The organism is Pseudomonas sp. ATCC 13867 (assembly GCF_000349845.1).
Lineage (GTDB): Bacteria > Pseudomonadota > Gammaproteobacteria > Pseudomonadales > Pseudomonadaceae > Pseudomonas.
On record NC_020829.1, the window covers coordinates 3153722 to 3177787 of the forward strand.

Genomic DNA, 24066 nt, shown 5'->3' on the forward strand with positions numbered 1-24066 from the left:
ATTCGGTATCAACTGCGCGTTGGCGTTAAACGGTGAAGGCGTCCTGCAGCAGTTTTTCCTGCTGCTCGGCGTGCATCGAAGCGTAGCCGCAAGCCGGAGCTGCCGAGCCTTCGCGGCCCGCGTATTCCAGGTTGAGACCTTTCTTGTGCGCGGCGATGACACGACGCATGTGGTGCTGCGAGCAGAACCAGGCACCCTGGTTCATCGGCTCTTCCTGGCACCAGACGATGTGCTTGAGGTTCTTGTACTGCGACAGCACCTCGGCCAGATCGTCTTCCGGGAACGGATAGAGCTGCTCGAGACGAACGATCGCGATGTTGTCGCGACCTTCGGCGCGGCGCTTCTCCAGCAGGTCGTAGTACACCTTGCCGCTGCACAGCACGATGCGGTCGACCTTTTTCGGATCCAGGTTGTCGATCTCGTTGATCACGGTCTGGAACGAGCCGTTGGCCAGATCTTCCAGGGTCGAGATGGCCAGCTTGTGACGCAGCAGCGACTTCGGTGTCATCACGATCAGCGGCTTGCGCAGCGGACGGATCACCTGACGGCGCAGCATGTGGTAGACCTGGGCCGGAGTGGTCGGCACGCAGACCTGGATGTTCTGCTCGGCGCACAGCTGCAGGTAACGCTCCAGACGCGCGGAGGAGTGCTCCGGGCCCTGACCTTCGTAGCCGTGCGGCAGCAGCATGGTCAGGCCGCACAGGCGCTGCCACTTGGTCTCGCCGCTGGTGATGAACTGGTCGATCACGACCTGCGCACCGTTGGCGAAGTCACCGAACTGGGCTTCCCAGGTCACCAGCGCATTCGGCATGGTGGTGGCATAGCCGTATTCGAACGCCAGTACGGCTTCTTCCGAGAGGTAGGAGTCGTACAGGCTGACGCGCGGCTGGCCGTCGAACAGGTGAGCCAGCGGGATGTAGACCGAGTCGTCCTTCTGGTTGTGCAGCGCCGCGTGGCGGTGCGAGAAGGTGCCGCGGCCGACGTCCTGACCGGTCATGCGCACCGGATGGCCCTCGAACAGCAGGGTGGCGTAGGCCAGGTTCTCGGCGAAGCCCCAGTTGATGGGCATGCCGCCGGCCGCCATCTTGGCGCGGTCTTCGTAGATCTTCTGCACCTGACGCTGCATGACGAAGCCGTCCGGAGTCTCCAGCAGCTTGGTGGAGAGTTCCTGCAGGGTCTTCAGGTCGAAGCGGGTGTCGTGACGCGCGGTCCAGGCATGGCCCACGTAGGGACGCCAGTCGACGAAGAGCTCCTTGTTGGGCTCCTTGACCAGGCTTCTTACCACGTGCAGGCCGTTGTCCAGGGCGTCGCGATACTCGTCGACTTTCTCCTGGGCCTGCTCGGTGGTCTGCACGCCGGCTGCGATCAGCGCATCGGCATACAGGTCACGGGTGGTGCGCTGCTTGGCGATCTGCTGGTACATCAGCGGCTGGGTGCCGCTCGGCTCGTCGGCCTCGTTGTGGCCGCGACGGCGGTAGCAGACCAGGTCGATGACCACGTCACGCTTGAACTGCATGCGGTAGTCGACGGCCAGCTGGGTCACGAACAGTACCGCTTCCGGATCATCGCCGTTCACGTGGAAGATCGGCGCCTGGATCATCTTCGCCACGTCGGTCGCGTACTCGGTGGAACGAGCATCGTCCTGACGGCTGGTGGTGAAGCCGACCTGGTTGTTGATCACGATGTGGATGGTGCCGCCCGTCTTGTAAGCACGGGTCTGCGACATCTGGAAGGTTTCCATGACCACGCCCTGCCCCGCGAAGGCGGCATCGCCGTGGATGGAAATCGGCACGACCTTGTCGCCGCTGCCGTCTTTGCGACGGTCCTGGCGAGCGCGTACCGAGCCCTCGACCACCGGGGAAACGATTTCCAGGTGCGAGGGGTTGAACGCCAGGGCCAGGTGGACTTCGCCGCCGGTGGTCATGACGTTGGAGGAGAAGCCCTGGTGGTACTTCACGTCACCCGAGCCCAGTTCGACCAGTTTCTTGCCTTCGAACTCGTCGAAGAGGTCGCGCGGGTTCTTGCCCAGGGTGTTGACCAGGACGTTCAGACGGCCACGGTGGGCCATGCCGATGACGATTTCCTTGACGCCGTAGGAGCCGGAGCGCTGGATGATCTCGTCGATCATCGGGATCAGGCTCTCGCCGCCTTCCAGGCCGAAGCGCTTGGTGCCCGGGTACTTGGTGCCCAGGTACTTTTCCAGGCCTTCGGCAGCGGTCAGGCGCTCGAGCAGGTGAGAGCGGGCGTCGGCGGAATATGTCGGACGGCCGCGCACGCTTTCCAGGCGCTGGGCGAACCAGTGGCGCTGCTCGGAGTCGACGATGTGCATGAACTCGGCGCCGATGGTGCTGCAGTAGGTCTGCTTCAGCGCATCGAGGATTTCACGCAGGGGGGCTTCTTCCTTGCCGATGTAGAGCTCACCGGTACGGAAGGTGGTGTCGAGGTCTGCAGCAGTGAGCCCGTAGTGTTCGAGCGACAGGTCGGAGGGAGCGGTACGCACCCAGAGACCCAGCGGATCGAGCGACGCTGCCTGATGTCCACGCAGACGGTATGCCAGGATCAGACGCAGGACTTCGACCTGCTTCTTCTCGTGCTCGGTGCTTACGCTGCCAGCGGAAACAGGCGCGGCGCGGCGCTGGTTCTTGGCCAGGAGTACGAAATGATCACGGATAGAGGAATGCGAGACGTCGGGGGCAGGATTGCCGTCGGCGGGGAGCTTCTGGAAGTACGTGCGCCACTCTTCTGGCACAGCGTTCGGGTCGTGCAGGTAGAGCTCGTAGAGCTCTTCGACGTAGGCAGCGTTTCCACCGGATAGATGGGCACTGTTCCACATCCGCTGCATTACGCTTTCGTGCATGCTTGGTCACCCTCGGTAAGGGGACTCCACCTGTGGAATCTCTGGCGCGAAGTCATACACAGCGACTTCAAGCCACCGATCCCCGCAGATAGTCCGGGTACCAGCCCGGATGCCCCTGCTGGTCATATATACGTTTTCAAAACAGGACCCCCGCTTTGTGGGCTTGGGTCCTAGGGACTGTACCGCCGGACAATGTTCCGGCGGTACAGGTGTCGCTCTTGCAATGATCTTTGGGCGCGAGGCCCTCGGATCAAGTGCCGCTCTGCAGCAGCATGTTACGGATGTGACCGATTGCCTTGGTGGGGTTCAGACCCTTCGGGCAGACGTTCACGCAGTTCATGATCCCGCGGCAGCGGAAGACGCTGAACGGGTCATCCAGGCTCGCCAGGCGCGCCTGAGTTTCGGTGTCACGGCTGTCGGCCAGGAAACGATAGGCTTGCAGCAGCGCGGCGGGGCCCAGGAACTTGTCGGGATTCCACCAGAACGACGGGCAGGAGGTCGAGCAGCAGGCGCACAGGATGCACTCGTACAGACCGTCCAGCTTCTCGCGCTCTTCCGGGCTTTGCAGACGTTCGATGGCCGGGGCTGCATATTTGTTCTGCAGGAACGGCTTCACGCTCTCGTACTGCCTATAGAAGATGCGCATATCGACGACCAGGTCACGGATGACCGGCAGGCCCGGCAGCGGACGCAGGACCAGCTTGCCACCCTTCAGGCCAGCGGCCGACAGGGGGGTGATGCAGGCCAGGCCGTTCTTGCCGTTGATGTTCATACCGTCGGAACCGCACACGCCTTCACGGCAGGAGCGACGGTAGGAGAAACCCTCGTCCTGTTCCTTGATCAGCGCCAGCACGTCCAGGACCATGATGTCCTTGCCGTCGGTATTGACCTGGAAGTCCTGCATGTAGGGCGCAGCGTCCTTCTCAGGGTTGTAGCGGTAAACACTCACTTGCAACATGGCGGGCACCCTTAGTAAGTACGAACCTTGGGTTCGAATGCCGGAACAGTTTTCGGCGCGAAGTTGACGGCACGCTTGGCTACACGCTTCTCACCCGGGAAGTACAGGGTGTGGCACAGCCAGTTCTCGTCATCGCGCTCCTCGAAGTCTTCACGGGCATGCGCGCCGCGGGACTCTTTGCGGGCTTCTGCCGCAATCGCAGTGGCTTCGGCCACTTCGAGGAGGTTCTGCAGTTCCAGCGCTTCGATACGCGCCGTGTTGAATGCCTGGCTCTTGTCGTTGATCTTGACGGTGGCGATACGCTCACGCAGATCAGCCAGCTGAGCGATACCTTTCTGCATGTACTCGCCGGTACGGAACACACCGAAGTAGTTCTGCATGCAGGATTGCAGCTCGCGCTTGAGCGGAGCGACTTCTTCGCCGCTGGTGCGCTCGTTCACGCCGTTCAGGCGCTTGAAAGCGGATTCCAGGTCGGATTCGGAAGCCTGGCGGTGCTCGATACCATCCTTGAGCGCCTTCTCCAGGTGCAGACCGGTGGCACGACCGAACACAACCAGGTCGAGCAGCGAGTTGCCGCCCAGGCGGTTGGCGCCGTGTACCGATACGCAAGCTACTTCGCCTACGGCGAACAGACCTTCGATGATCTGCTCGTTGCCGTTGGCATCGGTGGTCAGGGCCTGGCCATGAATGTTGGTGGCGACGCCGCCCATCATGTAGTGGCAGGTCGGGATGACCGGGATCGGAGCGACGACCGGATCGACGTGGGCGAAGGTCTTGGACAGTTCGCAGATGCCGGGCAGGCGGCTGTGCAGAACTTCTTCACCGAGGTGGTCGAGCTTCAGCAGTACGTGGTCCTTGTTCGGGCCCACGCCGTTGCCGGCGATCACTTCTTTAACCATGGAGCGGGCAACCACGTCGCGGCCAGCCAGGTCTTTCGCGTTCGGAGCGTAACGCTCCATGAAACGCTCGCCGTGAGCGTTGATCAGGTAGCCACCTTCACCGCGGCAACCTTCGGTAACCAGTACACCGGCGCCGGCGATGCCGGTCGGGTGGAACTGCCACATCTCGATGTCCTGCACCGGCACGCCAGCGCGCAGGGCCATACCGATGCCGTCACCGGTGTTGATCAGGGCGTTGGTGGTGGAGGCGTAGATACGGCCGGCACCGCCAGTGGCCAGGACCACGGCCTTGGAGCGGATGTAAACGGTGTCGCCGGTCTCGATGTCGATGGCGATGACGCCAACCACATGACCATCCTGGTTCTTCACCAGGTCAACGGCGTACCACTCATTAAGGAAGGAAGTACCGTTCTTCAGGTTGGCCTGATAGAGGGTGTGCAGCAGGGCGTGACCGGTACGGTCGGCCGCGGCGCAGGTACGGGCAGCCTGGCCACCCTTGCCGAAGTCCTTGGACTGACCACCGAACGGACGCTGGTAGATGCGGCCCTGCTCGGTACGGGAGAACGGCAGGCCCATGTGTTCCAGTTCGAACACGGCTTCCGGGCCGACGGAACACATGTATTCGATCGCGTCCTGGTCACCGATGTAGTCGGAGCCCTTGACGGTGTCGTACATGTGCCAGCGCCAATCGTCGTTCGGGTCGGCCGAAGCGATGGCGCAGGTGATGCCGCCCTGGGCGGATACGGTGTGCGAACGGGTCGGGAAGACCTTGGTCACCACGGCAGTCTTGTGACCGCCCTGGGCCAGTTGCAGCGCAGCGCGCATGCCGGCGCCGCCGCCACCAACGATGATGGCGTCGAAAGAAAGAGAGCGAATGCTAGCCATGGATCAGTTACCCCAGAGAATCTGCACACCCCAGACGAAGAATGCGAACATGGCCATGCCGCATACCGCCTGGACGAGGAAACGCACGACGGTCGCGGACTTGCCCAGCGCCATCGGAGTCAGGTAGTCGGTCGTGATAGTCCACATACCGACCCATGCGTGCACGCTCAGGGAAACCAGCGTCAACAGGCTGAAGATCTTCATCAGGCTGTGGGAGAACAGACCATGCCACTCGGTGTAGGAAATACCCGGGTGCGCAATCAGGAAGCCCAGCAGGAAGAGGACATAAGCCGCGAGAACGACCGCGGAGACGCGCTGGACCATCCAGTCGTAGAGACCCGAACGCGACAAGTTAGTGACGTTAGTTACCATACCCATACCCCCGCCAGAACGATCAGCACCACTGCGACAGCGATGACGATTTTCGAACCACGCTTACCGCCTTCCAGTGTTTCGCCAATACCTGCATCCATGATGAGGTGACGAATACCGGCTACCAGGTGGTACAGCAGCGCAGACAGCAGGCCCCAGATCACAAGCTTGACCAACGGATTGGCCAGACACGCCTTCACCTGCTCGAAGCTTTCTTCCGAAGCGAGGGAACGATCCAGTGCGAACAGCAGCACTGCGATGCCCACGAACAGAATGACGCCAGAGATACGGTGGAGAATCGACGTGTAAGCAGTGATAGGGAGTTGGATGGTCCTTAGGTCTAGGTTTACGGGTCGTTTGCTATTCACGGCTTTTTTCACACTGAGAGCCCTTTTATGGATCAGGGCTAGTTGTCGGGAGGTGCACTTGTCAGGTACCCATCACCTTCGGGAGTGACAACCACCAATCAAGCGAGGCCGGACGGCCCTTGGCGGCTGGTCGCCGAGTATAGACAGTTAGGCCCCTAATGACAACGGAAAGACCTTCACCTAAGGACTAATTGCCGCACCCCCCGAAAAGGCGTAAACAGGCAAATTTTTCCGGCAAAACAGAGGCTTGGAGGAGCCGATCATGTCCGATTGTGCAAATTGACATTCGGATTTATCTCTCTATAGTGGTGCGGGCCCTGCGTGGGGGGTCGTACAGATGATTTCAAGCATAAATAGGAGGCCATCATGGCTGACAAAAAAGCGCAGTTGATCATCGAGGGCGCTGCCCCCGTCGAACTGCCTGTCCTCTCCGGCACGCTGGGTCCCGATGTCGTCGACGTGCGGGGCCTGACCTCCACGGGTCATTTCACGTTCGACCCCGGCTTCATGTCCACCGCCTCCTGCGAGTCGAAGATCACCTACATCGACGGTGACAAGGGTGTACTGCTTCATCGCGGTTACCCGATCGAACAGCTCGCCGAGAAGTCCGACTACCTGGAAACCTGCTACCTGCTGCTCAATGGTGAACTTCCGACTGCCGAGCAGAAGGAAAAGTTCGTCGGCACCATCAAGAACCACACGATGGTTCACGAGCAACTGAAGACCTTCTTCAACGGCTTCCGCCGTGATGCGCACCCGATGGCCGTGATGTGCGGCGTGATCGGTGCCCTCTCCGCCTTCTATCACGACTCCCTGGACATCAATAATCCGAAGCACCGGGAAGTCTCGGCGCATCGCCTGATCGCCAAGATGCCGACCATCGCTGCCATGGTGTACAAGTACTCCAAGGGCGAGCCGATGATGTATCCGCGCAACGACCTGAACTATGCAGAAAACTTCCTGCATATGATGTTCAACACCCCCTGCGAGACCAAGCCGATCAGCCCCGTGCTGGCCAAGGCGATGGACCGCATCTTCATCCTGCACGCCGACCACGAGCAGAACGCTTCCACCTCCACCGTGCGCCTGGCGGGTTCCTCGGGCGCCAACCCGTTCGCCTGTATCGCCTCGGGCATCGCCGCCCTGTGGGGCCCGGCCCACGGCGGTGCGAACGAAGCCGTACTGCGCATGCTGGACGAAATCGGTGACGTATCGAACATCGAGAAGTTCGTGGCCAAGGCCAAGGACAAGAACGATCCGTTCAAGCTGATGGGCTTCGGCCACCGCGTGTACAAGAACTTCGACCCGCGCGCCAAGGTCATGAAGCAGACCTGCGACGAGGTTCTCCAGGAGCTGGGCATCAACGACCCGCAACTGGAACTGGCCATGAAGCTGGAAGAAATCGCCCGCCACGACCCCTACTTCGTGGAGCGCAACCTCTACCCGAACGTGGACTTCTACTCCGGCATCATCCTGAAGGCCATCGGCATTCCGACCAGCATGTTCACCGTGATCTTCGCCCTTGCGCGCACCGTGGGCTGGATCTCGCACTGGCAGGAAATGCTCTCCGGTCCGTACAAGATCGGCCGTCCGCGCCAGCTGTACACCGGCAGCGCCCAGCGCGACTTCGTGTCCCTCAAGGCCCGCTAAGCACTACGGCGCACGAGAAAAGGCCGCCTTCGGGCGGCCCTTTTTATTTGCGCGGGGCTCCGCCATTCCGTAGGAGAACCTCACCGACGCGCTACGACAGGAACGAAAAAGCCGCCCGTAGGCGGCTTTTTCATACAGCGGAACAACAGCGCCAGTTACTTCTCGGCAGCGCTGCGCAGGCCCTTCAGGGTGTTCATCGGCGCATCGACCACGAAGCTGTTGGCCAGCCAGGACGGAATGCTGCCACCCGGCTCGGTCTGTACCTGGTAGGTCACTTCGGTCACGCCGGCGCCCTTGGGAACCAGCTTCCATTCGCCGATCAGCTTCGGCACGCGGATTTCGCCCTTCTCTTCCGGGATATAGCTCGGCTCGGCCTTCATATGACGGATCAGGCTGCCATCGGCGGCCTTCTCGGTGGTGACGTGGATCACCACGTCGCGACCGGTCACCGGCCAGGGCATGTCGATCTTCGAGTAGGTCCAGGAATCGACGCCTTCGCTCTTGAGCAGGCGCATCTCGCCGCAGGCGTGGATCCATTTGCAGGAACCCTTGACGTCTTCCTGCAGGGCATTGATGGTCGCCACGTCGGCCTTGATATCGACGACGCCACGGTAGGCCTTGTACTTGGAGCCCGGCACACTGCTCAGATAGACCTTGATGCCATCCTCGTCCTTCGCCAGCTGCCAGTCTTCCGCCATCGCGGTCCCGGTCAGCCCCATCACGGCGGTGGCCAACAAGGTCATACGCACTACACCACGCATCGTCTTACCTCACTTTATTCTTGGTTTGTCGGGCGCGAGCGCCCTTCGTAATCCGCGGTCTTGAGCGGAACGAACGTCAGTATGGCCCCTGAAATCGTGACTTCCAAGTCACTCAGGCAGCGGTGATCCGCTCCCATTCGGTGAGGATGAGCAGCGCCTGCTCGTTGCTCTGGCCGCAAGCCTCGGGATCGGCCTCGAAGGCGGCGCAGACGGCCGGCCGCCGCGCATCCCCGAACAGCCGGCAGAGGTTGCGCTCGTCCAGCTGCACGCAGCGTACACCGGCCGGCTTGCCATCAGGCATGCCGGGAATGGGCGAGGAAATCGACGGCGCGATGCAGCAGGCGCCACAGCCGATACGGCACTGCATTGGTGGGACTCTCGCTCGGACGGGAAGGCGGGTGGAAATCGGGCGCCGAGGATATAGCCCGCCGCGCTTGCCGCCAAGCCGGCCGGATCAGTGGGCATAACCGCCAACTGGCGCCCCTTTCTGTCCCGCCGCGCTTCCATTAGGCTTCGCACCCCCTCCGATGGAGCTCCTCCCCATGCCGGCCTGGCTGCAAACCGCCTTTCTCCTGGTGCTTTCCAACCTGTTCATGACCTTCGCCTGGTACGGCCATCTGAAGACGCTCAACACCAAGCCGTGGATCGTCGCGGCGCTGGTCAGCTGGGGGATCGCCCTGTTCGAGTACCTGTTACAGGTACCCGCCAACCGCATCGGCTACACCGTGCTGTCGGTCGGGCAACTGAAGATCATGCAGGAGGTGATCACCCTGGCGGTGTTCGTTCCGTTCAGCGTGTACTTCATGCAGCAGCCCTTGAAACTCGACTACCTGTGGGCCGGGCTGTGCCTGCTTGGCGCGGTGTACTTCATCTTCCGCGCCTGAGGCCGCACGGGTGCCTCCAGCCACGGGGCGGCACCCTCCCCGCTCAGGACGGTGAACCGTCCTTTAGACGGGTGATCAGGCTGGAGGTGTCCCAGCGCCCGCCACCGTCGGCCTGCACCTCGGCATAGAACTGGTCCACCAGTGCGGTCACCGGCAACTGGGCGCCGTTGCGGCGCGCCTCGTCGAGCACGATGCCCAGGTCCTTGCGCATCCAGTCCACCGCGAAGCCGAAGTCGAAGCGCCCTTCCAGCATGCTCTGGTGGCGGTTTTCCAACTGCCAGGACTGCGCCGCGCCCTTGCTGATCACGTCCATAGCCGCCATGCCATCGAGGCCGGCGCTCCGGGCGAAGTGCAGCGCTTCCGACAAGCCCTGCAGCAGGCCGCCAACGCAGATCTGGTTGACCATCTTGGTCAACTGGCCGCTGCCCACCGGCCCCATCAGCCGCACCATCCGCGCGTAGACGGCAATCACCGGTTCGGCACGGCCGAAGATCAGTGGATCGCCGCCCACCATCACCGTCAGCGAGCCGCCCTCCGCCCCAGCCTGACCGCCGGACACCGGCGCGTCGAGGAAGCCCAGCTCGCGCTCCGCCGCCAGCACCGCCAGCTCGCGGGCGACCTGCGCGGACGCCGTGGTGTGGTCGACCAGCACCGCGCCCGGCTGCATGCCCGCCAGCGCGCCGTCCTTGCCCAGCATCACGCTGCACAGATCGTCATCGTTGCCCACGCAGCACATCACGAACTCGGCCCATTGCGCCGCCTCGCACGGGGTTGCCGCCGAACGTCCGCCGAACTGATCGACCCATTGCGCGGACCGCGCCGCCGTGCGGTTGTACACGCACACCTCATGCCCTGCGCGCTGCAGGTGGCCCGCGATGGGATACCCCATCACGCCCAGGCCGATGAAAGCGACTTTTGCCATGCCCTACCCCTCGCCGTCGAAAGCCGCAGAGCCTAGCACAGCGGTTTGCCGGTCCTGAAAAGCCCTTCCATACTCCGGAGAACTTCATCCGCGAGCATCCGCTATGCCCCACTGGCTGGTGATCGACTTGGAAGCCACCACCGAGGAAGGCGGCTGGCCGGTCGAGGAAATGGAAATCATCGAAATCGGCGCAACCCTCGTCGCCGAGGCCGACGGCCGCGAGCTGGACCACTTCCAGCGCTTCGTGCGGCCACAGCGCCGGCCACTGCTGACCAGCTTCTGCCGCGAACTCACCCACATCAGCCAGGCCAACGTCGATGCGGCGGCGCCCCTGCGCGAGGTCTGGCCGCAGTTCGAACGCTGGCTCGCGCAGCACAGCCCGCGCCTGGCCGGCTGGACCAGTTGGGGCGACTACGACCGTCACCAACTGGAGATCGAATGGCGCCGCCAGCAACTGGACAGCCACCTCGCCCGCGTGCCGCACATCAACCTCAAGCAGCGCTTCGCCGAAGCCCGCCAGCTGAAACGTCCGGTCGGCCTGAACGCCGCGCTGCACCTGGCCGGCCTGCACTTCCAGGGACAACAGCACCGCGCCCTCGAGGATGCCCGCAACACCGCCCGCCTGCTGCCGCTCGCCCTGCCGGTCGCCAGTTGAACCCCGGTTTTCCGTCGACCGCCCGGTCTCCGCTTCGCCTCTAGTGACGACATCCGCGCCCTTGGGCATACTGGCCAGCCTTTTTCACCCCTCTAGCAGGAGAAGCCCATGTTCAAGGTCAACGAGTACTTCGACGGCACCGTCAAATCCATCGCCTTCGATATGACCGCAGGCCCGGCCACCATCGGTGTGATGGCCGCCGGCGAGTACGAATTCGGCACCAGCCAGCTGGAGGTGATGCACGTCGTCGCCGGCGCGCTGACCGTCAAACTGCCGGGCAGCGACAGCTGGGAAACCTTCGCCGCCGGCAGCAACTTCAGCGTGCCGGCCAACAGCAAGTTCCAGCTGAAGGTTGCCCAGGACACCGCCTACCTCTGTGAATACCGCTGAGTTCGGCGCGCCCTGAAAAACCGGTCCTGGTGGCCGGTTTTTTATTGCCCGGCGCCGGGGCAGGCAACGAGCCTGTAGGAGCGAGCTTGCTCGCGAACACCTCACAGGCAACTCCGGCGCCGGGGCGTTTCGCGAGCAAGCTCGCTCCTACGAAGAACCAAAGCAGCCTTGCAGCCCGGCTTCGAGATCAACCCGCAACCCCGCATCCTTCTCTGCGATGAACACCAGCCGCGAGCCCTGCGCCGCCTCGGCCATCGAAGCAGTGCGCAACTGATAGCGCCCGCCCACATACTGCAACCACAAGGCTGCGTCCTGTTCAGCCACCCGGATCAGCCCCTTGAGCCGCAGCACGCTGTGCGGCAACGTCTCCAGCCAGCGCTTCAACCGGGCTCCGTCGAAGCTCGCCTCGCCCTGCCAACTCCAGCTCTCGAACAGATCGCCATGATCGACGCCCTCCTGCCCGTGCGGACGCAGCTTGCGCGACGGCTCACCCAACAGCAGTTCATCGGGAATCCGCGCCTGGATGGTTTCCAGCACCCGCGCCCCCCGGCCGAAACGTTCACGCTGGACAGCCCGCTCCTCGGCATCCAGCAGGTCGCACTTGTTCAGCAGCAACAGGTCGGCGGCGGCGGCCTGCATACGCTCCAGGCGGGCGTACTCGCCTTCCAGCGGCTCGCGGCGGGCCGCGTCGACCACGGTGAGCACCGCGTCGAGATGCAGGCGCCGACGCAGTTTCGGATAACCCAAGGTCTGCACGATGCGCTGCGGGTCCGACACGCCGCTGCACTCGATCACCACCTGTTCCAGAGGCGGGCTCATATTCGCCAGGCGCTCCAGCTGCGCCAGCAGGTCGTCCTGCACGCTGCAGCAGATACAGCCATTCTCCAGGCTGTACACCGCCTCGGACTGTTCGGCGATCATTCCGGCATCGATGTTCAGCTCGCCGAAATCATTGACGATCACCGCCAGCCGCCTGCCCTCGCAGCGCTCCAGCAGGTTGCGCAGCAGCGTGGTCTTGCCGGCGCCGAGGAAACCGGCGACCACCGTCACCGGGATGCTCGCGGCATTCATGCGTTGACACCTTCGATGCGCGGCGGCTCGCCCTGCCATACCGCCGCCAGCGGAGTGTCGCTGAACCGGCCGAGACGATCGTAGACCGGTCGCCCCTCGACGAAGGTCAGTTGCACCTCGGTGCGGTGGATGTAGTTGCGTGCCGGCTGCGCGAACAGGTCGCGGTCAAGCACGATGAAATCCGCCGACTTGCCTGTCTCCAGGCTGCCGGTCAGGTGCTCCAGCCCCATCGCGCAAGCCCCATTGAGCGTTGCCACGCGAATCGCCTGCTCCAGGCTGATCGGCTCGCCGAAGCAGGCCGAATCGTCGTTCCAGGGGTTCTGCCGGGTAACCAGGGTTTCCAGCGCCAGCCAGGGATCGATGGAGGCCACCGGCCAATCGGTGCCGAACACCGCAATGCCGCCAGCGGCCAGCACGCCCTTGAAGTCGTAGATACGTTTCAGGCGGTCCGTGCCATAGCCGGAGCGCGCGCCGCTGGCGAAGGGCGTCGGGTACCAGGCCGCCGGGGAAAACTCGGCGATCACCTCCAGTTCGCGGAAACGCTTGAGGTTGCCCGGATGCAGGATGGTACTGTGCGCGCACTGGTGACGAATGCCGCTGAAGCCGTTGCGCCGGCGCGCTTCGGCCACCGCGTCGAGGAACACGTCGGACGCCCCGTCACCCGTGCAGTGGGCGATGACGCGGATGCCACGGCGATCCATGTCCACCACCATGTCGGTGATGTGCTCGGGTGTCAGGTTGAGCTTGCCGCGCCAGGCGTCCTCGCCCGGCCACGGGGCGATCAGGAAGGAAGAGCGCGGCTCCACGGTGCCGTCGAAATGAAACTTCATCGCATTCGCCGACAGCCGCGCGCTGCGGTAGTAGTGGCGTTCGCCGCCGAGCAGCTCCCAGCGACGGCGCACCGGGAAGATGTCGTCCTGCCAACTGATCGCCGCCTCCACGCGCAGCGTGAGCTGGCCGGTGTCGTCCAGGTGCTTGAGGGCGTCCAGGCGGTTCTCGCAGACGTGCAGGTACTTGGCCGCCGTGACGCCACGGGAGCTCTGGAAATGCACGCCGTCGCGGTAGGACTGGCGCAGCACCTTGGCCGGGGTCGGCGGCATGGCGGCGTGGATCAGGGCATAGGCGCCGTCGATCATCAGGCCCTTGGGTTCGCCGGTGAGTTCGTCGCGCTCCAGGTAGCCGTTGCGCGGATCGGGCGTGTCGGCGTCGATGCCGGCCAGTTCCAGCGCGCGGGAGTTGACCATCATGGTGCCCCACATGCGGTCGAGCAGCGCCACTGGGCGGTCCGGCATGATCGTATCCAGCCACTCGCGGCCCGGATTCAGCCCGGCCTCGCGGAAGGTGTAGCGGACCCAGTACTGGCCGTAGATCCAGCCGTCGCCAGGGTGACTGGCGGCATAGTCGCGAATGGCCTTGGCCAACTGCTCGGGGGTCGGGTCCTCGATGCCGACATCTAGGTCGTCGGCATAGCGCGGCGCCAGGGCGAGATCCGGGTGGGTGTGCATGTCATGCAGGCCGGGCATGCAGAAGGCGCCTTCGAGGTCGTGCACCAGGGTGTCCGGGCCGACCAGGTACTCCATCGTCTCCCGGCGCCCCACCGCCAGCAGCCGGCCGTCGCGGATGGCCACCGCCTCGGCCCAGGGCTGGGCGGGGTCGAGGGTGTAGAAGCGAGCGTTGTGCAGCAGCAGGTCGGCGAAGCGGTCGGTGGGGGAATGGGAGGAGCGGAAGCGATCCGGAGCGGTCATGGGAAGCCCTGTCTGTTCTTGTCCGTGGCGGCAGTATAGGGCTCGGATTTCACCCATCGACTAGCATAAGATGACAACTCGCTAGCAGCAGACGACAGTTCTTCAGCATGCTTACCGCCGCCTCGTTCGACATCGATTACGCCGCCCGCCAACTGTTCCGCCACTTCCTCGATGAATGGCGGGCGCGCCCCGCCCTGCCGGCGCTGGCGCCCCTGCTGGGCGGCCTGGGCCTGCCACCGGCGGGCGAAGCGGCGGCCGCCGAGATGAACTTCGCCCGCTACTACCGCCTGCTGCAACAGGCCGCCGGACTCCTCGGCCCCAGCGACTTCTTCTTGCGCCTGGGCCAGCGCTACAACCTCTACGACCTGGGCGTGATTGGCTATGCGCTGATCAGCGCGGCGAACCTGCGGCGTTCCTGGGACATCTCCCTCGGCCAGCCGTCGAGCCTGATGCCGCACCCGATCCACACCCAGCGCGACGAAGACGCCAGCCATATCCGCCTGACCCTGCAACTGCCGCCGTTCAGCGAGGCGGAACGCAACGCGCTGTGCGAGGAATGGCTGAGCAGCACCTGGCGCTGGCTGTGCCAACGGCTGCCGGAACTGGAAGACTGCGCCGGCATGCAGGTTCATCTGCCCTACCCGCCGCCGCTCCATGCGCGGGTCTATCCGGAACTGTTCCCCGGCCAGTGCCGATTCAACGCCCCGCAGGCGGAGCTGTGGATTCCCCGGGAATACCACGACCGGCCCTTCTCCACCGCCAACCCGACGGTGACGCGCCTGTGCCAGGCCCAGGGCGCGGCGACCCTGGCCAGCTTCGAGCGCGGCCAGGCGCTGCCCGATGACGTGCGCTTCTATCTATTGCAGAACGCCCGCATCCCGCTGCCGGACCTGGAACAGACCGCCGCCTGGCTGCGCATGCCGCCCCATACGCTGCAACGGCGGCTGCGCGAGCATGGCCTGACCTTCAAGGGTATCGTGCTGGAAGTACGGATGGCGCTGGCCCAGCGTTACCTGCTGGCGAGCCGCATGGCCTTGCAGGAGATCGCCTTTCTGCTGGGCTACGAGCACGTCACCAGCTTCCACCGGGCGTTCCAGCGATTTACCGGGACGACGCCGGAGCGCTTTCGCGCCGATGCCGGGAAGTAGCACCTGCCGGGATGCCCCCTGCCAGGATGCGGAACCTTCGTAGGCGCCAGCTTGCTCGCGAACGCTCTCCAGCGGCTCCGGAGTCGGGTGGTTCGCGAGCAAGCTCGCTTCTAGGGGGCCGAGGCATTGCGAACCCGATCAGGCCTCCTTCTCGCAGTTGATCAGCCACGGCACCCCGAAGCGATCTTCCAGCGCGCCGAACAGCACGGCCCAGAAGGTCTGCTCCAGCGGCATGGTGACCTTGCCACCCTTGCCCAAGGCCTCGAAGATGCGCCGGGCCTCGGCCTTGCTGTCGACGTTGAGCGTGATCGAGCAGCCCTTCACCCCTTCGTACGTCCCGCATTGCGGCGAAGCGTCCGAGCCCATCAGCACGTGGCCGTCCACCTCCAGGCGCACGTGGATGATGCGGTTCTTCATGTCCGCCGGCATGTCCTCGCAACCCGGCGCATCGGCGAAACGCATCAGCGCCGGCAGCTCGCCGCGCAACACTTCGGCGTAGTAACGGAAGGCTTCTTCGCAGTTGCCGTCGAAGGTCAGATAGGCATTCATCAACATGGCAGTTTCCTCCGGTTTCAGGGTTTGCGAGCGATCTGCTCGCGGATGCGTTCTTCCTGCTCGCGCAGCTCGGGGGTAAATTCGGCGCCGAAGTCCTCGGCCTCGAATATCTGCCGGATCTCGATCTCCGACGGACCTTCGAAGGGATTGGGGCACCGCTTGACCCAATCGATGCACTCCTGCAGCGAAGCGACCTGGAAGATCCAATAGCCGGCGATCAATTCCTTGGTCTCGGCAAAGGGACCGTCGATGACCGTACGCGAGGCTCCGTCGAAACGAATCCGCGCGCCCTTGACGCTGGGCTGCAGCCCTTCACCGGCGAGCATCACGCCGGCCTTGGCCAGCTCCTCGTTGTAGGCTCCCATCGCCGCGAGTAGTTCTTCCTTGGGCATCACGCCCGCTTCGGATTCGGCGGTGGCCTTGACTATCACCATGAAACGCATGGTTTTTCTCCTCTTGTAAGGGTCATCGTGGCGGTCCGGCATTCCCGGTTCCTGACGAATAGTCGAAGCCCGCGGAACGAAATCGACAACGGCTCGGAATTTTTTTCGCGGTACCTCGCAGGATGCCTGAGCATAGGTCGCAATACCCGGAGCCAGGCGTTGTGCGACAAAAGGCGAGAACCGCGGCACGCGACGGGCAGCATGCGCCGCGCGACGCGCTGCAGCCCTCCGGATTCGCGCTCTCGGAACGCATCCGAAACCACCCAGGCCATCTTTTCATGGGCAGTGCATCGAGCAAGGCGTTCAGCCCAACCGATGACAGGCACGAGCCCGCGACTGGACAGGCCCTGCGTCGCTCCCTAGATTGGAACGCTTTCCCTGCACAGGAAGCCCGCCCCCATGAGCCTGGAATCGGTTCGCGCGTTCTTCGCCGAAAAGGCCCCCGACATCGCCATCATCGAGCTGGAAACCAGCACCGCCACCGTCGCCCTGGCCGCCGAGGCCCACGGCGTGGAGCCGGGACGAATCGCCAAGACCCTGTCCCTGCGCGTCGGCGAGCGCACCGTGTTGGTGGTCGCCCGCGGCGATGCGCGGCTGGACAATCGCAAGCTCAAGGAAGCCCTGGGCGGCAAGGCCAAGATGCTCGGCGCCGAAGAAGTGGTGGAGCTGACCGGTCATCCGGTCGGTGGCGTCTGCCCCTTCGGCCTGGCCACGCCGCTACCGGTGTACTGCGACGTGTCGTTGCAGGCCTTCGACGAGGTGCTGCCGGCCGCCGGAGCGGTGCACAGCGCGGTGCGGATCGGGCCGCAGCGCATGGCGGAGCTGGTGGCGGCGGATTGGGTGGATGTCTGTCAGGAACTGGCCTGATCGTCCGTTGCGGCTGTGGGCAGGTTCGCGAGCAAGCTCGCTCCTACAGCTCATGGCGCGATACGCTGGCTTTTCTCCTGTTGGAACCGAGTCCGGCGCGAAGGATTTCCAGAGAAATATCCGCACGCACCGGAGCGCCCCTTCAGGAGGCCGGGTGGAATCGGAGTTTCAGGGGTTGAGCGGCATGGATGCCGCGACGGCTGCATGGATGCAGGAGGAAATCCCGGTCTCAGCCGGCACGGTCTGCCCCCTCTCCCTGAGGGAGAGGGGGAAGCGCTGGCACAGGTCGTCCAGAAGTAGACAGTTGCCCCTACGCGAACGCAACGTATGGACCGCCCGCGCCTGAACGCCTGTTACTGGCGCGAAGCCCCCGGCTCCAGTTCCGCGGCAGCCGCCTGTCGCACGGACTGAACCGGCACCTGTGGAGTCTCCTCCTCGGCGATCGAACGACGGAATCCCTTGATCGCCTCCCCCAGGTCCGCCCCCGCACCCTTCAGGCGGCGGGTACCGAATACCAGCACCACCACCGCCAGCAGCACCAGCCAGTGTTTCCAGTCGAACAGTCCCATGATGCAGTCCTCGGTTGATCGGGTCGCCGAAGGTTAACGGGATTGCGCACCTGCCGATGCCGCCATTCGACGAACTCCGGGCGCTGATCGCACGCACCAACGGCGAACTTTTCGCAGGCGATGGAATTTCTTAACGAAATCCCCCGCGCCCGCCCCGAAGGGCTCCCGCATGAGTCGACAAAAAGAATTCTATCTTGTTGATATTAAAGAATAAAAAATAAAACCTGGAAGATGGCACAAAGCTTGAGTAAGGCGCCTCGACAACAACAAAAAGGCGTGCCTTCATGAATCGACTCAACCCGGCCCTCGGCCTGTCCTGCGCTCTCCTGCTGAGCAGTGCCCTCCCCACCGCCCAGGCCACCGAAGGGGGCGGATCGTCCTGGCCTATGGGCATCGAGAACTACCTGATGGGCGTGGTGCCGCCCCCCGGCCTCTACGGCCAGGTGTTCGCCGCCGACTACCGCGCCGACAGCCTGCGCGGCAACGACGGCCACGAGCTGCCGGTGGACTTCGACCTGCACGTGAGCTCCATCGTCCCGCGCTTCATCTGGGTCACCGAGCAGCAGATGCTCGGCGGCAACCTGGGCTTCCATGCGGTGGTACCGCTGAACCGCATGCGGGTAGAGGTGGAGGGTCAGCGCGAGAGCAAGAGCGGCCTGGGCGATATCCACGTGGGGCCGTTCCTCGGCTACCACTACAGCGACAAGCTGCATGCCGCCACCGGGGTCGACCTGGTGCTGCCCACCGGCTCCTACGACAAGCACGACCTGGTCAACCTCGGGCGCAACTACACCACCCTGCAGGCCATCTACGCGCTGAGCTACATCGACCCGCAGGGACTCAACGCCGACGTGCGCCTGATGTACGACTACAACTTCGAGAACCAGGCCACCGACTACCTGTCGGGCCAGGAACTGCACGCCGACTATGCCGTCGGCTGGGGCCTGGGCAACGGCTGGGTGGTTGGCGTGGGCGGCTACCTCTATCGCCAGGTGAGCGACGACGAGCAGGACGGCCATCGCCTCGACGACACCCGTGGCCGGGCCTTCGCCATCGGTCCGTCGGTGCAGTACAGCGCGGCCTCCGGCTGGCACCTGAGCGCCAAGTGGCAACAGGAAAGCGATGTGCGCAACCGCCCGGAGGGCGCGGCCTACTGGCTGAAGTGGACCTTCCCGCTCTGACCCCCCACGGCGGCGGCGCCCCGCTGGCGCCGTCGCCGCACCGGCCTCAGCGCTTGAGCCGGTAGCTGACCTGGGCGCGGCTCATGCCGAGCATCTGCGCGGCGGCGGTGATGTTGCCCTGGCTGCGTTCCAGCGCCAGCTTCACCAGCAGGCTCTCGATGGCATCCAGGCTGGTGCCCAGGGCGCCCTCGCGGCCGGCGATGAAGGCCTGCAGGCTGGCCAGCACCGGCTCGCCGGAAGCGCCTCGGGTCTGCTCACTCTCGAACGCGGCCTGCAGCAGTTGCGCATCGGCCAGCGCGGTGGCGTGCTGCTCGCCGGGCAACGGCAGGCTGCCAAGGCGCCCGGACGGGGTCAGGCCCACGGGCGCCGCGATACTGCGGTCGCCACCCAGGGTCAGGTGGCTGATGTCCATCGCCGCGCCGTCCGGGCAGGCGATCACGCCCCGCTCGATGAGGTTCTGCAACTCGCGGATATTGCCGGGGAAGGCGTGGGTCAGCAGCGCGTTGAGCAGGCGCGTGGTGAAGCCGGCGAGCCGCCGCCCGTGCCGCTCGCTGAAGCGCCGCAGGAAATGGTTCATCAGCAGCGGGATGTCCTCGCGCCGCTCGCGCAGGGGCGGCAGGTGGATCGGAAAGACGTTGAGGCGATAGAACAGGTCCTCGCGGAAACGCCCGGCCGCCACCTCGGCGCGCAAGTCGAGGTTGGTCGCGGCGATCACCCGCACGTCCACGCGGATCGGCGCGTTGCCGCCAACCCGCTCGATTTCGCCTTCCTGCAACGCTCGCAGGATCTTGCTCTGCGCCGCCAGGCTCAGGGTACCGATCTCGTCGAGGAACAGCGTGCCGCCGTCGGCGCGCTCGAAGCGTCCGGCGCGGGTGCGCTCGGCACCGGTGAAGGCGCCGCGCTCGACGCCGAACAGCTCGGCCTCCACCAGGTTCTCCGGCAGGGTCGCGCAGTTCAGCGAAATCAGCGGCATGCGTTGCCGGCTGCTGGCGCGGTGCAGGTTCTCGGCGAAGAGTTCCTTGCCCACCCCGGACTCACCGGTCAACAGCACCGTGGCCTGGGTCGGTGCCACACAGCGCAGCAGGTGGCTGGCGGCGACGAAGGCCGAGGAAATCCCCACCATGCTCCGCGCGTCCCGCTCGCCCGGCGGCGGTTCGTCCATCCGGGCAACCTCCATCTCGCTGGCGAAGGCATGGGGCGCGCGGCTGATGAAATCGCGGGCGTCCAGGTGGGCGAGGTCGCGCTGCACGTCATCCCACTGCTCCGCCGGCTTGCCGACGATACGGCACACCGACTGCCCGCAGGCGCGGCATTCCACCTCGCGGAACACCACCAGGCGGCCGAGCAGCGACGAGGCGTAGCCGCTGGCATAGCCGATGGCCATCCAGCAGGCGCTGTCGTTGCCGATGCCGTACTGGGCGATGTGCACGTCGGCTTCCACCGAGTTGTGCCAGAGGAATTCGGCGTCGAAGTGGCCCAGGCTGTTGTCCATCTCGAAGCGCAGCGCCTCGACGTTGAGCATGCCTTCGAGCATGTGCAGGCGCGGCCCGGCGGAGAACAGTGCGCTGGGGTCGCCCTGCGGCCACTGCTCGCTGACCTGCGAGGCGTCGGCCGCCCCCGCCTGCCAGCCGATGCGGGTGAATACCTCGCGGGCCTTGAGGGTGCCCAGGTTCTCCACCAGTTCGCGGCGCAGGGTGCCGAGGGTCGAGGTCTGCATCAGCACCATGCGCTGGCCGCACAGCCAGATGGAGCCATCCTGGGGCGAGAAGGCCACCGTCTCGGCCAGCTCGCCGGCGGACGGGCAGCCACGGTTCTCGAGGCCGGTGGTGCTCTCCACGATCAGTCGTTTGCGACTCTTCAGGAGATCTTCCAGGAACCGCTCTTCGAGGGTCGCGCGGTCGTTGTCGTTATGTCTTGGGGCTGTCATCTCGGGCAGGCACAGGCAGGGAATCGGTCCAGTATGCCCGCCCGGCCCCAGCGGTCAATTGCCACCATCGACTATCCGTTCGCCGACGTTCGATCAACGAACCGCGCAGGCGAGGCATTTCGACGAGTCGGCGAAATCTCTTCATAAAATTCCACGAAGTGAATTTCCGCCGGCTCTCCACACCCATCCAGAACCAGAAACAAGTAATTGATTTAAAAGTACTTTCATCAATAAATCCGCTTTTGGCACGCCCCTTGTTAAGGCCCTCTGCAAAGCGCCCAGCGCATACAACAAGACGGTGCCCGTGCCATGACCCACTGCCCCTCCCCGCTCCACCCGCCAACGCGCCCGACCAGCCGTCCGATGCCTGCGGCCTGATCCGCTTCGTGCTTCCCCACTGAACAACAAGAGAGAGGACTCCATGAGCTTCCCCCTGCCCCCCTATGCCGATCTGGACCTGCAACCGCTGGCCGGCCACTGGCGCCACGGCGCCTCGCCGCGCCAGCTGGAGGTACGCGATCCCTACACCGACCAGTGCCTGCTGAGCCTGCCGCTGGCCACCCGCGCTGACCTCGACCAGGCCTGCCAGGCCGCCCGCGCCGCCCAGGTCGAATGGGCCGCACAAGCCCCCTCGGCGCGTGCGGCGGTGCTGCTGCGCGCGGTCGAGCTGTTCGACCGGCGCCGCGAGGAAATCATCGGCTGGATCATCCGCGAATCCGGTAGCACCCGGATCAAGGCCGAGATCGAATGGGGCGCCGCCCGCGCCATCACCCTGGAAGCGGCGTCGTTCCCCAGCCGGGTCCACGGGCGCATCCTCGAATCGGACATCCCCGGCAAGGAAAGCCGCGTCTACCGCCGCCCGCTGGGCGTGGTGGGGATCATCAGCCCGTGGAACTTCCCCCTGCACCTGACCCAGCGCTCCCTGGCGCCGGCCCTGGCGCTGGGCAACGCGGCGGTGGTCAAGCCGGCCAGCGACACCCCGGTCAGCGGCGGCCTGCTGCTGGCGCGACTGTTCGAGGAAGCCGGGTTGCCGGCCGGCGTGCTGAGCGTCGTGGTCGGCGCCGGTAGCGAGATCGGCGACGCCTTCGTCGAGCACCCGGTGCCGGCGCTGATCTCCTTCACCGGCTCGACCCCGGTGGGCCGCTCCATCGGGCGCCTCGCCAGCGGCGGCGCGCACCTCAAGCACGTGGCCCTGGAGCTGGGCGGCAACAGCCCGTTCGTGGTGCTGGCCGACGCCGACCTGGAGCGCGCAGTGCACGCCGCCGTGGTGGGCAAGTTCCTCCACCAGGGGCAGATCTGCATGGCGATCAACCGCATCATCGTCGAGCAGCCCCTCTACGAAGCGTTCTGCGAGCGCTATGCCGAACGCGTGCAAGCGCTGCGCTGCGGCGACCCGAGCGACCCGGCCACGGTGATCGGCCCGGTGATCAACCAACGTCAGCTCGACGGCCTGCTGGGCAAGATCGACACGGCCCGCGCCGAGGGCGCCCGGGTGCTGGTGGAGGGCGCCGTGGCCGGCCGCGTGCTGCCGCCCCACGTGTTCGCCGACGTACGCCCGGACATGGAGATCGCCCGCGAGGAAATCTTCGGTCCGCTGGTCGGCATCCAGCCGGCACGTGATGCCGAGCACGCGCTGGAGCTGGCCAACGCCAGCGAGTTCGGCCTGTCCAGCGCGGTGTTCGGCGGCGACCTGGAACGCACCGTGCGCTTCGCCCGGCGGATTCACGCCGGCATGACCCACGTGAACGACATCCCGGTGAACGACGCGCCCAATGCGCCCTTCGGCGGCGAGAAGAACTCCGGCATCGGCCGCTTCAACGGCGACTGGGCGATCGACGAGTTCACCACCGACCACTGGCTGAGCGTGCAGCACGGCCCGCGTCCCTATCCCTTCTGACCGCCTACTTCGAACAAGCACAACAACGGAGAAGCCCATGCCTTGCATCCTTTCCCGCGGCGTTCGCCGCATCCTGCCCGCCGGCCTGGCGCTGGTCCTCGCCGCCGCGGCCCTGCCGGCCCTGGCCGACGGCGACGGCCAGTGGCACGGCGGCGCCAACGTCTACGCCAAGGTCTGCGGACACTGCCACGAGGCCGGCGTCGGCCCGGTGATCAAGGGCCGCCAGTTGCCGGTGGAATACATCAGCGCCGTGGTGCGCCACGGTTTCCGCGCCATGCCGGCCTTCCCCGCCGCCTACATCGACGACAACGCACTCAAGGACGTGGCGCAGTACATCCAGCAGTCCGCCACGCCCGCGCAAGCGACCAAATGAGGGCCACGCGATGAATCTCGAACGTCGAACCCTGCTCAAGGGCATGGCCCTGGGCGCCGCCTCCGGCGTGGCGCTGAGCCTGCCGGGTGGCGCCTTCGCCGGCGGCCTGGCACAACGTGGCGGCGCTCCGGCGCTGGTATTGCTGGAGCGTCCGACCCGCGACTCGGCCTTCTACCAGGGCATCCTCGCCGCCGCGCCGGATGCCTCGCCGCGCGTGCTGCAGGCATCCACCGACGGAGCCTTCCTCGCGGTACTCGATGCGCAACTGCGCGCCGGCGGCGAAGTGCTCGGCCTGCTCGACGACGCCAGCGCCCTGCTGGCCGTGGAGCACGCCCGCAGCGCCGGCGCGCGGGTGCGCTGGCTCGGGCAGCACAGCGTGGACGGCGGCCAGTCGCGCCACCGTCTGCTCAGCGCCGATGCCAGCCACGGCTGCGCCAGCCGACTGGGGCATGCCCTGGCGCTGTGCGGCGCCGGCTTCGCCTTGAGCGAGTCGCGCTTCGATGGCGCCCGTGCCCCGTTGCAACTGCAGGCCGCGCCCCGCCGCGCCGGGCAGGAAGAGCAATGGGCCGCCGCCCTCGGCTTCGCCCTTGCCGGCGCAGCCCCTGGCCGCCTCGTCCCCGGCGTCGTCGCCAGTGGGCTGAGCGGCCATTTCGTGTCTTTCTCGATCCAGGCCTGAAGGAGCCCGTCCC

The 24066-nt window shown here is 65.2% G+C and carries 24 protein-coding genes; 10 read left to right on the forward strand and 14 right to left on the reverse strand.

Annotation, left to right across the window (positions count from 1 at the left end; all coding sequences use genetic code 11):
* Positions 1–25 precede the first annotated feature (25 nt).
* From H681_RS13980 to sdhC, 5 genes are all read right to left on the reverse strand, one after another.
* Positions 26–2857 carry a 2-oxoglutarate dehydrogenase E1 component gene (locus tag H681_RS13980; protein ID WP_015477519.1) on the reverse strand — a complete coding sequence of 944 codons (2832 nt, stop codon included), beginning with the start codon at positions 2855–2857 and terminating at the stop codon, positions 26–28.
* Positions 2858–3107: 250 nt separating this feature from the next.
* Positions 3108–3815, reverse strand: coding sequence for a succinate dehydrogenase iron-sulfur subunit (locus tag H681_RS13985; RefSeq protein WP_015477520.1), 708 nt, complete (start codon positions 3813–3815; stop codon positions 3108–3110).
* An 11-nt stretch (positions 3816–3826) separates the two neighbouring features.
* Positions 3827–5599 (reverse strand): succinate dehydrogenase flavoprotein subunit, encoded by a 1773-nt coding sequence (gene sdhA / locus H681_RS13990; protein WP_015477521.1) that lies wholly within the window; start codon positions 5597–5599, stop codon positions 3827–3829.
* Positions 5600–5602: 3 nt separating this feature from the next.
* Entirely contained in the window at positions 5603–5971 is a 369-nt protein-coding gene (sdhD, locus tag H681_RS13995) for a succinate dehydrogenase, hydrophobic membrane anchor protein (RefSeq protein WP_015477522.1), read from the reverse strand.
* Positions 5965–6351: a succinate dehydrogenase, cytochrome b556 subunit gene (gene sdhC / locus H681_RS14000; protein ID WP_162140831.1), complete on the reverse strand. Its 387-nt coding sequence runs from the start codon at positions 6349–6351 to the stop codon at positions 5965–5967. The genes sdhD and sdhC overlap by 7 nt, the downstream gene beginning before the upstream one ends.
* A gap of 354 nt (positions 6352–6705) precedes the next feature.
* Between sdhC and gltA the strand changes: the two genes are divergently transcribed.
* Positions 6706–7989 carry a citrate synthase gene (gltA, locus tag H681_RS14005; protein ID WP_015477524.1) on the forward strand — a complete coding sequence of 428 codons (1284 nt, stop codon included), beginning with the start codon at positions 6706–6708 and terminating at the stop codon, positions 7987–7989.
* A gap of 155 nt (positions 7990–8144) precedes the next feature.
* On the opposite strand, the gene H681_RS14010 is transcribed toward gltA, so the two are convergent.
* Both H681_RS14010 and H681_RS14015 read right to left on the reverse strand, forming a co-directional pair.
* A complete protein-coding gene (locus H681_RS14010) occupies positions 8145–8750 on the reverse strand; it encodes an START domain-containing protein (RefSeq protein WP_086009563.1) in 606 nt (201 codons plus the stop codon).
* A 112-nt stretch (positions 8751–8862) separates the two neighbouring features.
* Positions 8863–9117, reverse strand: a complete 255-nt coding sequence (locus H681_RS14015) for a YkgJ family cysteine cluster protein (RefSeq protein WP_015477526.1) — start codon at positions 9115–9117, stop codon at positions 8863–8865.
* A 175-nt stretch (positions 9118–9292) separates the two neighbouring features.
* Between H681_RS14015 and H681_RS14020 the strand changes: the two genes are divergently transcribed.
* Entirely contained in the window at positions 9293–9634 is a 342-nt protein-coding gene (locus H681_RS14020; protein ID WP_015477527.1) for a DMT family protein, read from the forward strand.
* Positions 9635–9677: 43 nt separating this feature from the next.
* Here the strand turns inward: H681_RS14020 and H681_RS14025 are convergent, their stop codons facing one another.
* Entirely contained in the window at positions 9678–10556 is an 879-nt protein-coding gene (locus H681_RS14025) for an NAD(P)-dependent oxidoreductase (RefSeq protein WP_015477528.1), read from the reverse strand.
* Positions 10557–10659: 103 nt separating this feature from the next.
* On the opposite strand from H681_RS14025, the gene H681_RS14030 reads away from it, so the two are divergent.
* Together H681_RS14030 and ppnP are read left to right on the forward strand one after the other, a co-directional pair.
* Complete coding sequence (locus H681_RS14030) at positions 10660–11211, forward strand: exonuclease domain-containing protein (RefSeq protein ID WP_015477529.1); 552 nt, start codon at positions 10660–10662, stop codon at positions 11209–11211.
* Positions 11212–11319: 108 nt separating this feature from the next.
* Complete coding sequence (gene ppnP, locus H681_RS14035) at positions 11320–11601, forward strand: pyrimidine/purine nucleoside phosphorylase (RefSeq protein ID WP_015477530.1); 282 nt, start codon at positions 11320–11322, stop codon at positions 11599–11601.
* A gap of 147 nt (positions 11602–11748) precedes the next feature.
* Here the strand turns inward: ppnP and H681_RS14040 are convergent, their stop codons facing one another.
* Complete coding sequence (locus tag H681_RS14040; protein ID WP_015477531.1) at positions 11749–12672, reverse strand: CobW family GTP-binding protein; 924 nt, start codon at positions 12670–12672, stop codon at positions 11749–11751.
* Entirely contained in the window at positions 12669–14417 is a 1749-nt protein-coding gene (locus H681_RS14045; RefSeq protein WP_015477532.1) for an amidohydrolase, read from the reverse strand. The genes H681_RS14040 and H681_RS14045 overlap by 4 nt, the downstream gene beginning before the upstream one ends.
* A 107-nt stretch (positions 14418–14524) precedes the next feature.
* Here H681_RS14045 and H681_RS14050 point away from each other — a divergent pair, with 107 nt between their 5' ends.
* On the forward strand, positions 14525–15565 hold the full coding sequence (locus tag H681_RS14050; protein ID WP_015477533.1) for an AraC family transcriptional regulator: 1041 nt from the start codon (positions 14525–14527) through the stop codon (positions 15563–15565).
* A gap of 138 nt (positions 15566–15703) precedes the next feature.
* On the opposite strand, the gene H681_RS14055 is transcribed toward H681_RS14050, so the two are convergent.
* Together H681_RS14055 and H681_RS14060 are read right to left on the reverse strand one after the other, a co-directional pair.
* Entirely contained in the window at positions 15704–16120 is a 417-nt protein-coding gene (locus H681_RS14055) for a VOC family protein (protein ID WP_015477534.1), read from the reverse strand.
* Between the two features lie 17 nt (positions 16121–16137).
* Complete coding sequence (locus H681_RS14060) at positions 16138–16563, reverse strand: YciI family protein (RefSeq protein ID WP_015477535.1); 426 nt, start codon at positions 16561–16563, stop codon at positions 16138–16140.
* 399 nt (positions 16564–16962) lie between these two features.
* On the opposite strand from H681_RS14060, the gene H681_RS14065 reads away from it, so the two are divergent.
* Positions 16963–17430: a YbaK/EbsC family protein gene (locus H681_RS14065; RefSeq protein WP_015477536.1), complete on the forward strand. Its 468-nt coding sequence runs from the start codon at positions 16963–16965 to the stop codon at positions 17428–17430.
* A 353-nt stretch (positions 17431–17783) separates the two neighbouring features.
* Here H681_RS14065 and tatA read toward each other — a convergent pair whose 3' ends face one another.
* Positions 17784–17999: a twin-arginine translocase TatA/TatE family subunit gene (gene tatA / locus H681_RS14075; RefSeq protein ID WP_015477537.1), complete on the reverse strand. Its 216-nt coding sequence runs from the start codon at positions 17997–17999 to the stop codon at positions 17784–17786.
* A gap of 284 nt (positions 18000–18283) precedes the next feature.
* Here tatA and H681_RS14080 point away from each other — a divergent pair, with 284 nt between their 5' ends.
* Positions 18284–19180 carry a SphA family protein gene (locus tag H681_RS14080; protein WP_041712001.1) on the forward strand — a complete coding sequence of 299 codons (897 nt, stop codon included), beginning with the start codon at positions 18284–18286 and terminating at the stop codon, positions 19178–19180.
* Between the two features lie 46 nt (positions 19181–19226).
* Here H681_RS14080 and H681_RS14085 read toward each other — a convergent pair whose 3' ends face one another.
* The gene (locus tag H681_RS14085) at positions 19227–21107 is read right to left on the reverse strand and encodes a sigma-54-dependent Fis family transcriptional regulator (protein WP_041712003.1); all 1881 of its coding nucleotides are present in this window, start codon (positions 21105–21107) and stop codon (positions 19227–19229) included.
* Between the two features lie 421 nt (positions 21108–21528).
* Here H681_RS14085 and H681_RS14090 point away from each other — a divergent pair, with 421 nt between their 5' ends.
* The 3 genes from H681_RS14090 to H681_RS14100 are packed head-to-tail and all read left to right on the forward strand — an operon-like array spanning position 21529 to position 24053.
* Entirely contained in the window at positions 21529–23004 is a 1476-nt protein-coding gene (locus H681_RS14090) for an aldehyde dehydrogenase family protein (protein WP_015477540.1), read from the forward strand.
* 37 nt (positions 23005–23041) lie between these two features.
* Entirely contained in the window at positions 23042–23377 is a 336-nt protein-coding gene (locus H681_RS14095; protein ID WP_015477541.1) for a c-type cytochrome, read from the forward strand.
* Between the two features lie 10 nt (positions 23378–23387).
* Positions 23388–24053: a hypothetical protein gene (locus H681_RS14100; RefSeq protein ID WP_015477542.1), complete on the forward strand. Its 666-nt coding sequence runs from the start codon at positions 23388–23390 to the stop codon at positions 24051–24053.
* Positions 24054–24066 lie beyond the last annotated feature (13 nt).

Bases quoted from the DNA above. Each gene is read 5' to 3' on its own strand.
- H681_RS14045 (WP_015477532.1), bottom strand. From the start codon at position 14,417: ATGACCGCTCCGGATCGCTTCCGCTCCTCCCATTCCCCCACCGACCGC.
- tatA (WP_015477537.1), bottom strand. From the start codon at position 17,999: ATGGGACTGTTCGACTGGAAACACTGGCTGGTGCTGCTGGCGGTGGTG.
- H681_RS14050 (WP_015477533.1), top strand. From the start codon at position 14,525: ATGCTTACCGCCGCCTCGTTCGACATCGATTACGCCGCCCGCCAACTG.
- H681_RS14020 (WP_015477527.1), top strand. From the start codon at position 9,293: ATGCCGGCCTGGCTGCAAACCGCCTTTCTCCTGGTGCTTTCCAACCTG.
- sdhD (WP_015477522.1), bottom strand. From the start codon at position 5,971: ATGGTAACTAACGTCACTAACTTGTCGCGTTCGGGTCTCTACGACTGG.
- H681_RS14100 (WP_015477542.1), top strand. From the start codon at position 23,388: ATGAATCTCGAACGTCGAACCCTGCTCAAGGGCATGGCCCTGGGCGCC.
- H681_RS14085 (WP_041712003.1), bottom strand. From the start codon at position 21,107: ATGACAGCCCCAAGACATAACGACAACGACCGCGCGACCCTCGAAGAG.
- H681_RS13980 (WP_015477519.1), bottom strand. From the start codon at position 2,857: ATGCACGAAAGCGTAATGCAGCGGATGTGGAACAGTGCCCATCTATCC.
- H681_RS14030 (WP_015477529.1), top strand. From the start codon at position 10,660: ATGCCCCACTGGCTGGTGATCGACTTGGAAGCCACCACCGAGGAAGGC.
- H681_RS14040 (WP_015477531.1), bottom strand. From the start codon at position 12,672: ATGAATGCCGCGAGCATCCCGGTGACGGTGGTCGCCGGTTTCCTCGGC.
- sdhA (WP_015477521.1), bottom strand. From the start codon at position 5,599: ATGGCTAGCATTCGCTCTCTTTCTTTCGACGCCATCATCGTTGGTGGC.
- H681_RS14090 (WP_015477540.1), top strand. From the start codon at position 21,529: ATGAGCTTCCCCCTGCCCCCCTATGCCGATCTGGACCTGCAACCGCTG.
- H681_RS14065 (WP_015477536.1), top strand. From the start codon at position 16,963: ATGAGCCTGGAATCGGTTCGCGCGTTCTTCGCCGAAAAGGCCCCCGAC.
- gltA (WP_015477524.1), top strand. From the start codon at position 6,706: ATGGCTGACAAAAAAGCGCAGTTGATCATCGAGGGCGCTGCCCCCGTC.
- H681_RS14025 (WP_015477528.1), bottom strand. From the start codon at position 10,556: ATGGCAAAAGTCGCTTTCATCGGCCTGGGCGTGATGGGGTATCCCATC.
- H681_RS13985 (WP_015477520.1), bottom strand. From the start codon at position 3,815: ATGTTGCAAGTGAGTGTTTACCGCTACAACCCTGAGAAGGACGCTGCG.
- ppnP (WP_015477530.1), top strand. From the start codon at position 11,320: ATGTTCAAGGTCAACGAGTACTTCGACGGCACCGTCAAATCCATCGCC.
- H681_RS14015 (WP_015477526.1), bottom strand. From the start codon at position 9,117: ATGCAGTGCCGTATCGGCTGTGGCGCCTGCTGCATCGCGCCGTCGATT.
- H681_RS14010 (WP_086009563.1), bottom strand. From the start codon at position 8,750: ATGCGTGGTGTAGTGCGTATGACCTTGTTGGCCACCGCCGTGATGGGG.
- H681_RS14080 (WP_041712001.1), top strand. From the start codon at position 18,284: ATGAATCGACTCAACCCGGCCCTCGGCCTGTCCTGCGCTCTCCTGCTG.
- H681_RS14055 (WP_015477534.1), bottom strand. From the start codon at position 16,120: ATGTTGATGAATGCCTATCTGACCTTCGACGGCAACTGCGAAGAAGCC.
- H681_RS14095 (WP_015477541.1), top strand. From the start codon at position 23,042: ATGCCTTGCATCCTTTCCCGCGGCGTTCGCCGCATCCTGCCCGCCGGC.
- H681_RS14060 (WP_015477535.1), bottom strand. From the start codon at position 16,563: ATGCGTTTCATGGTGATAGTCAAGGCCACCGCCGAATCCGAAGCGGGC.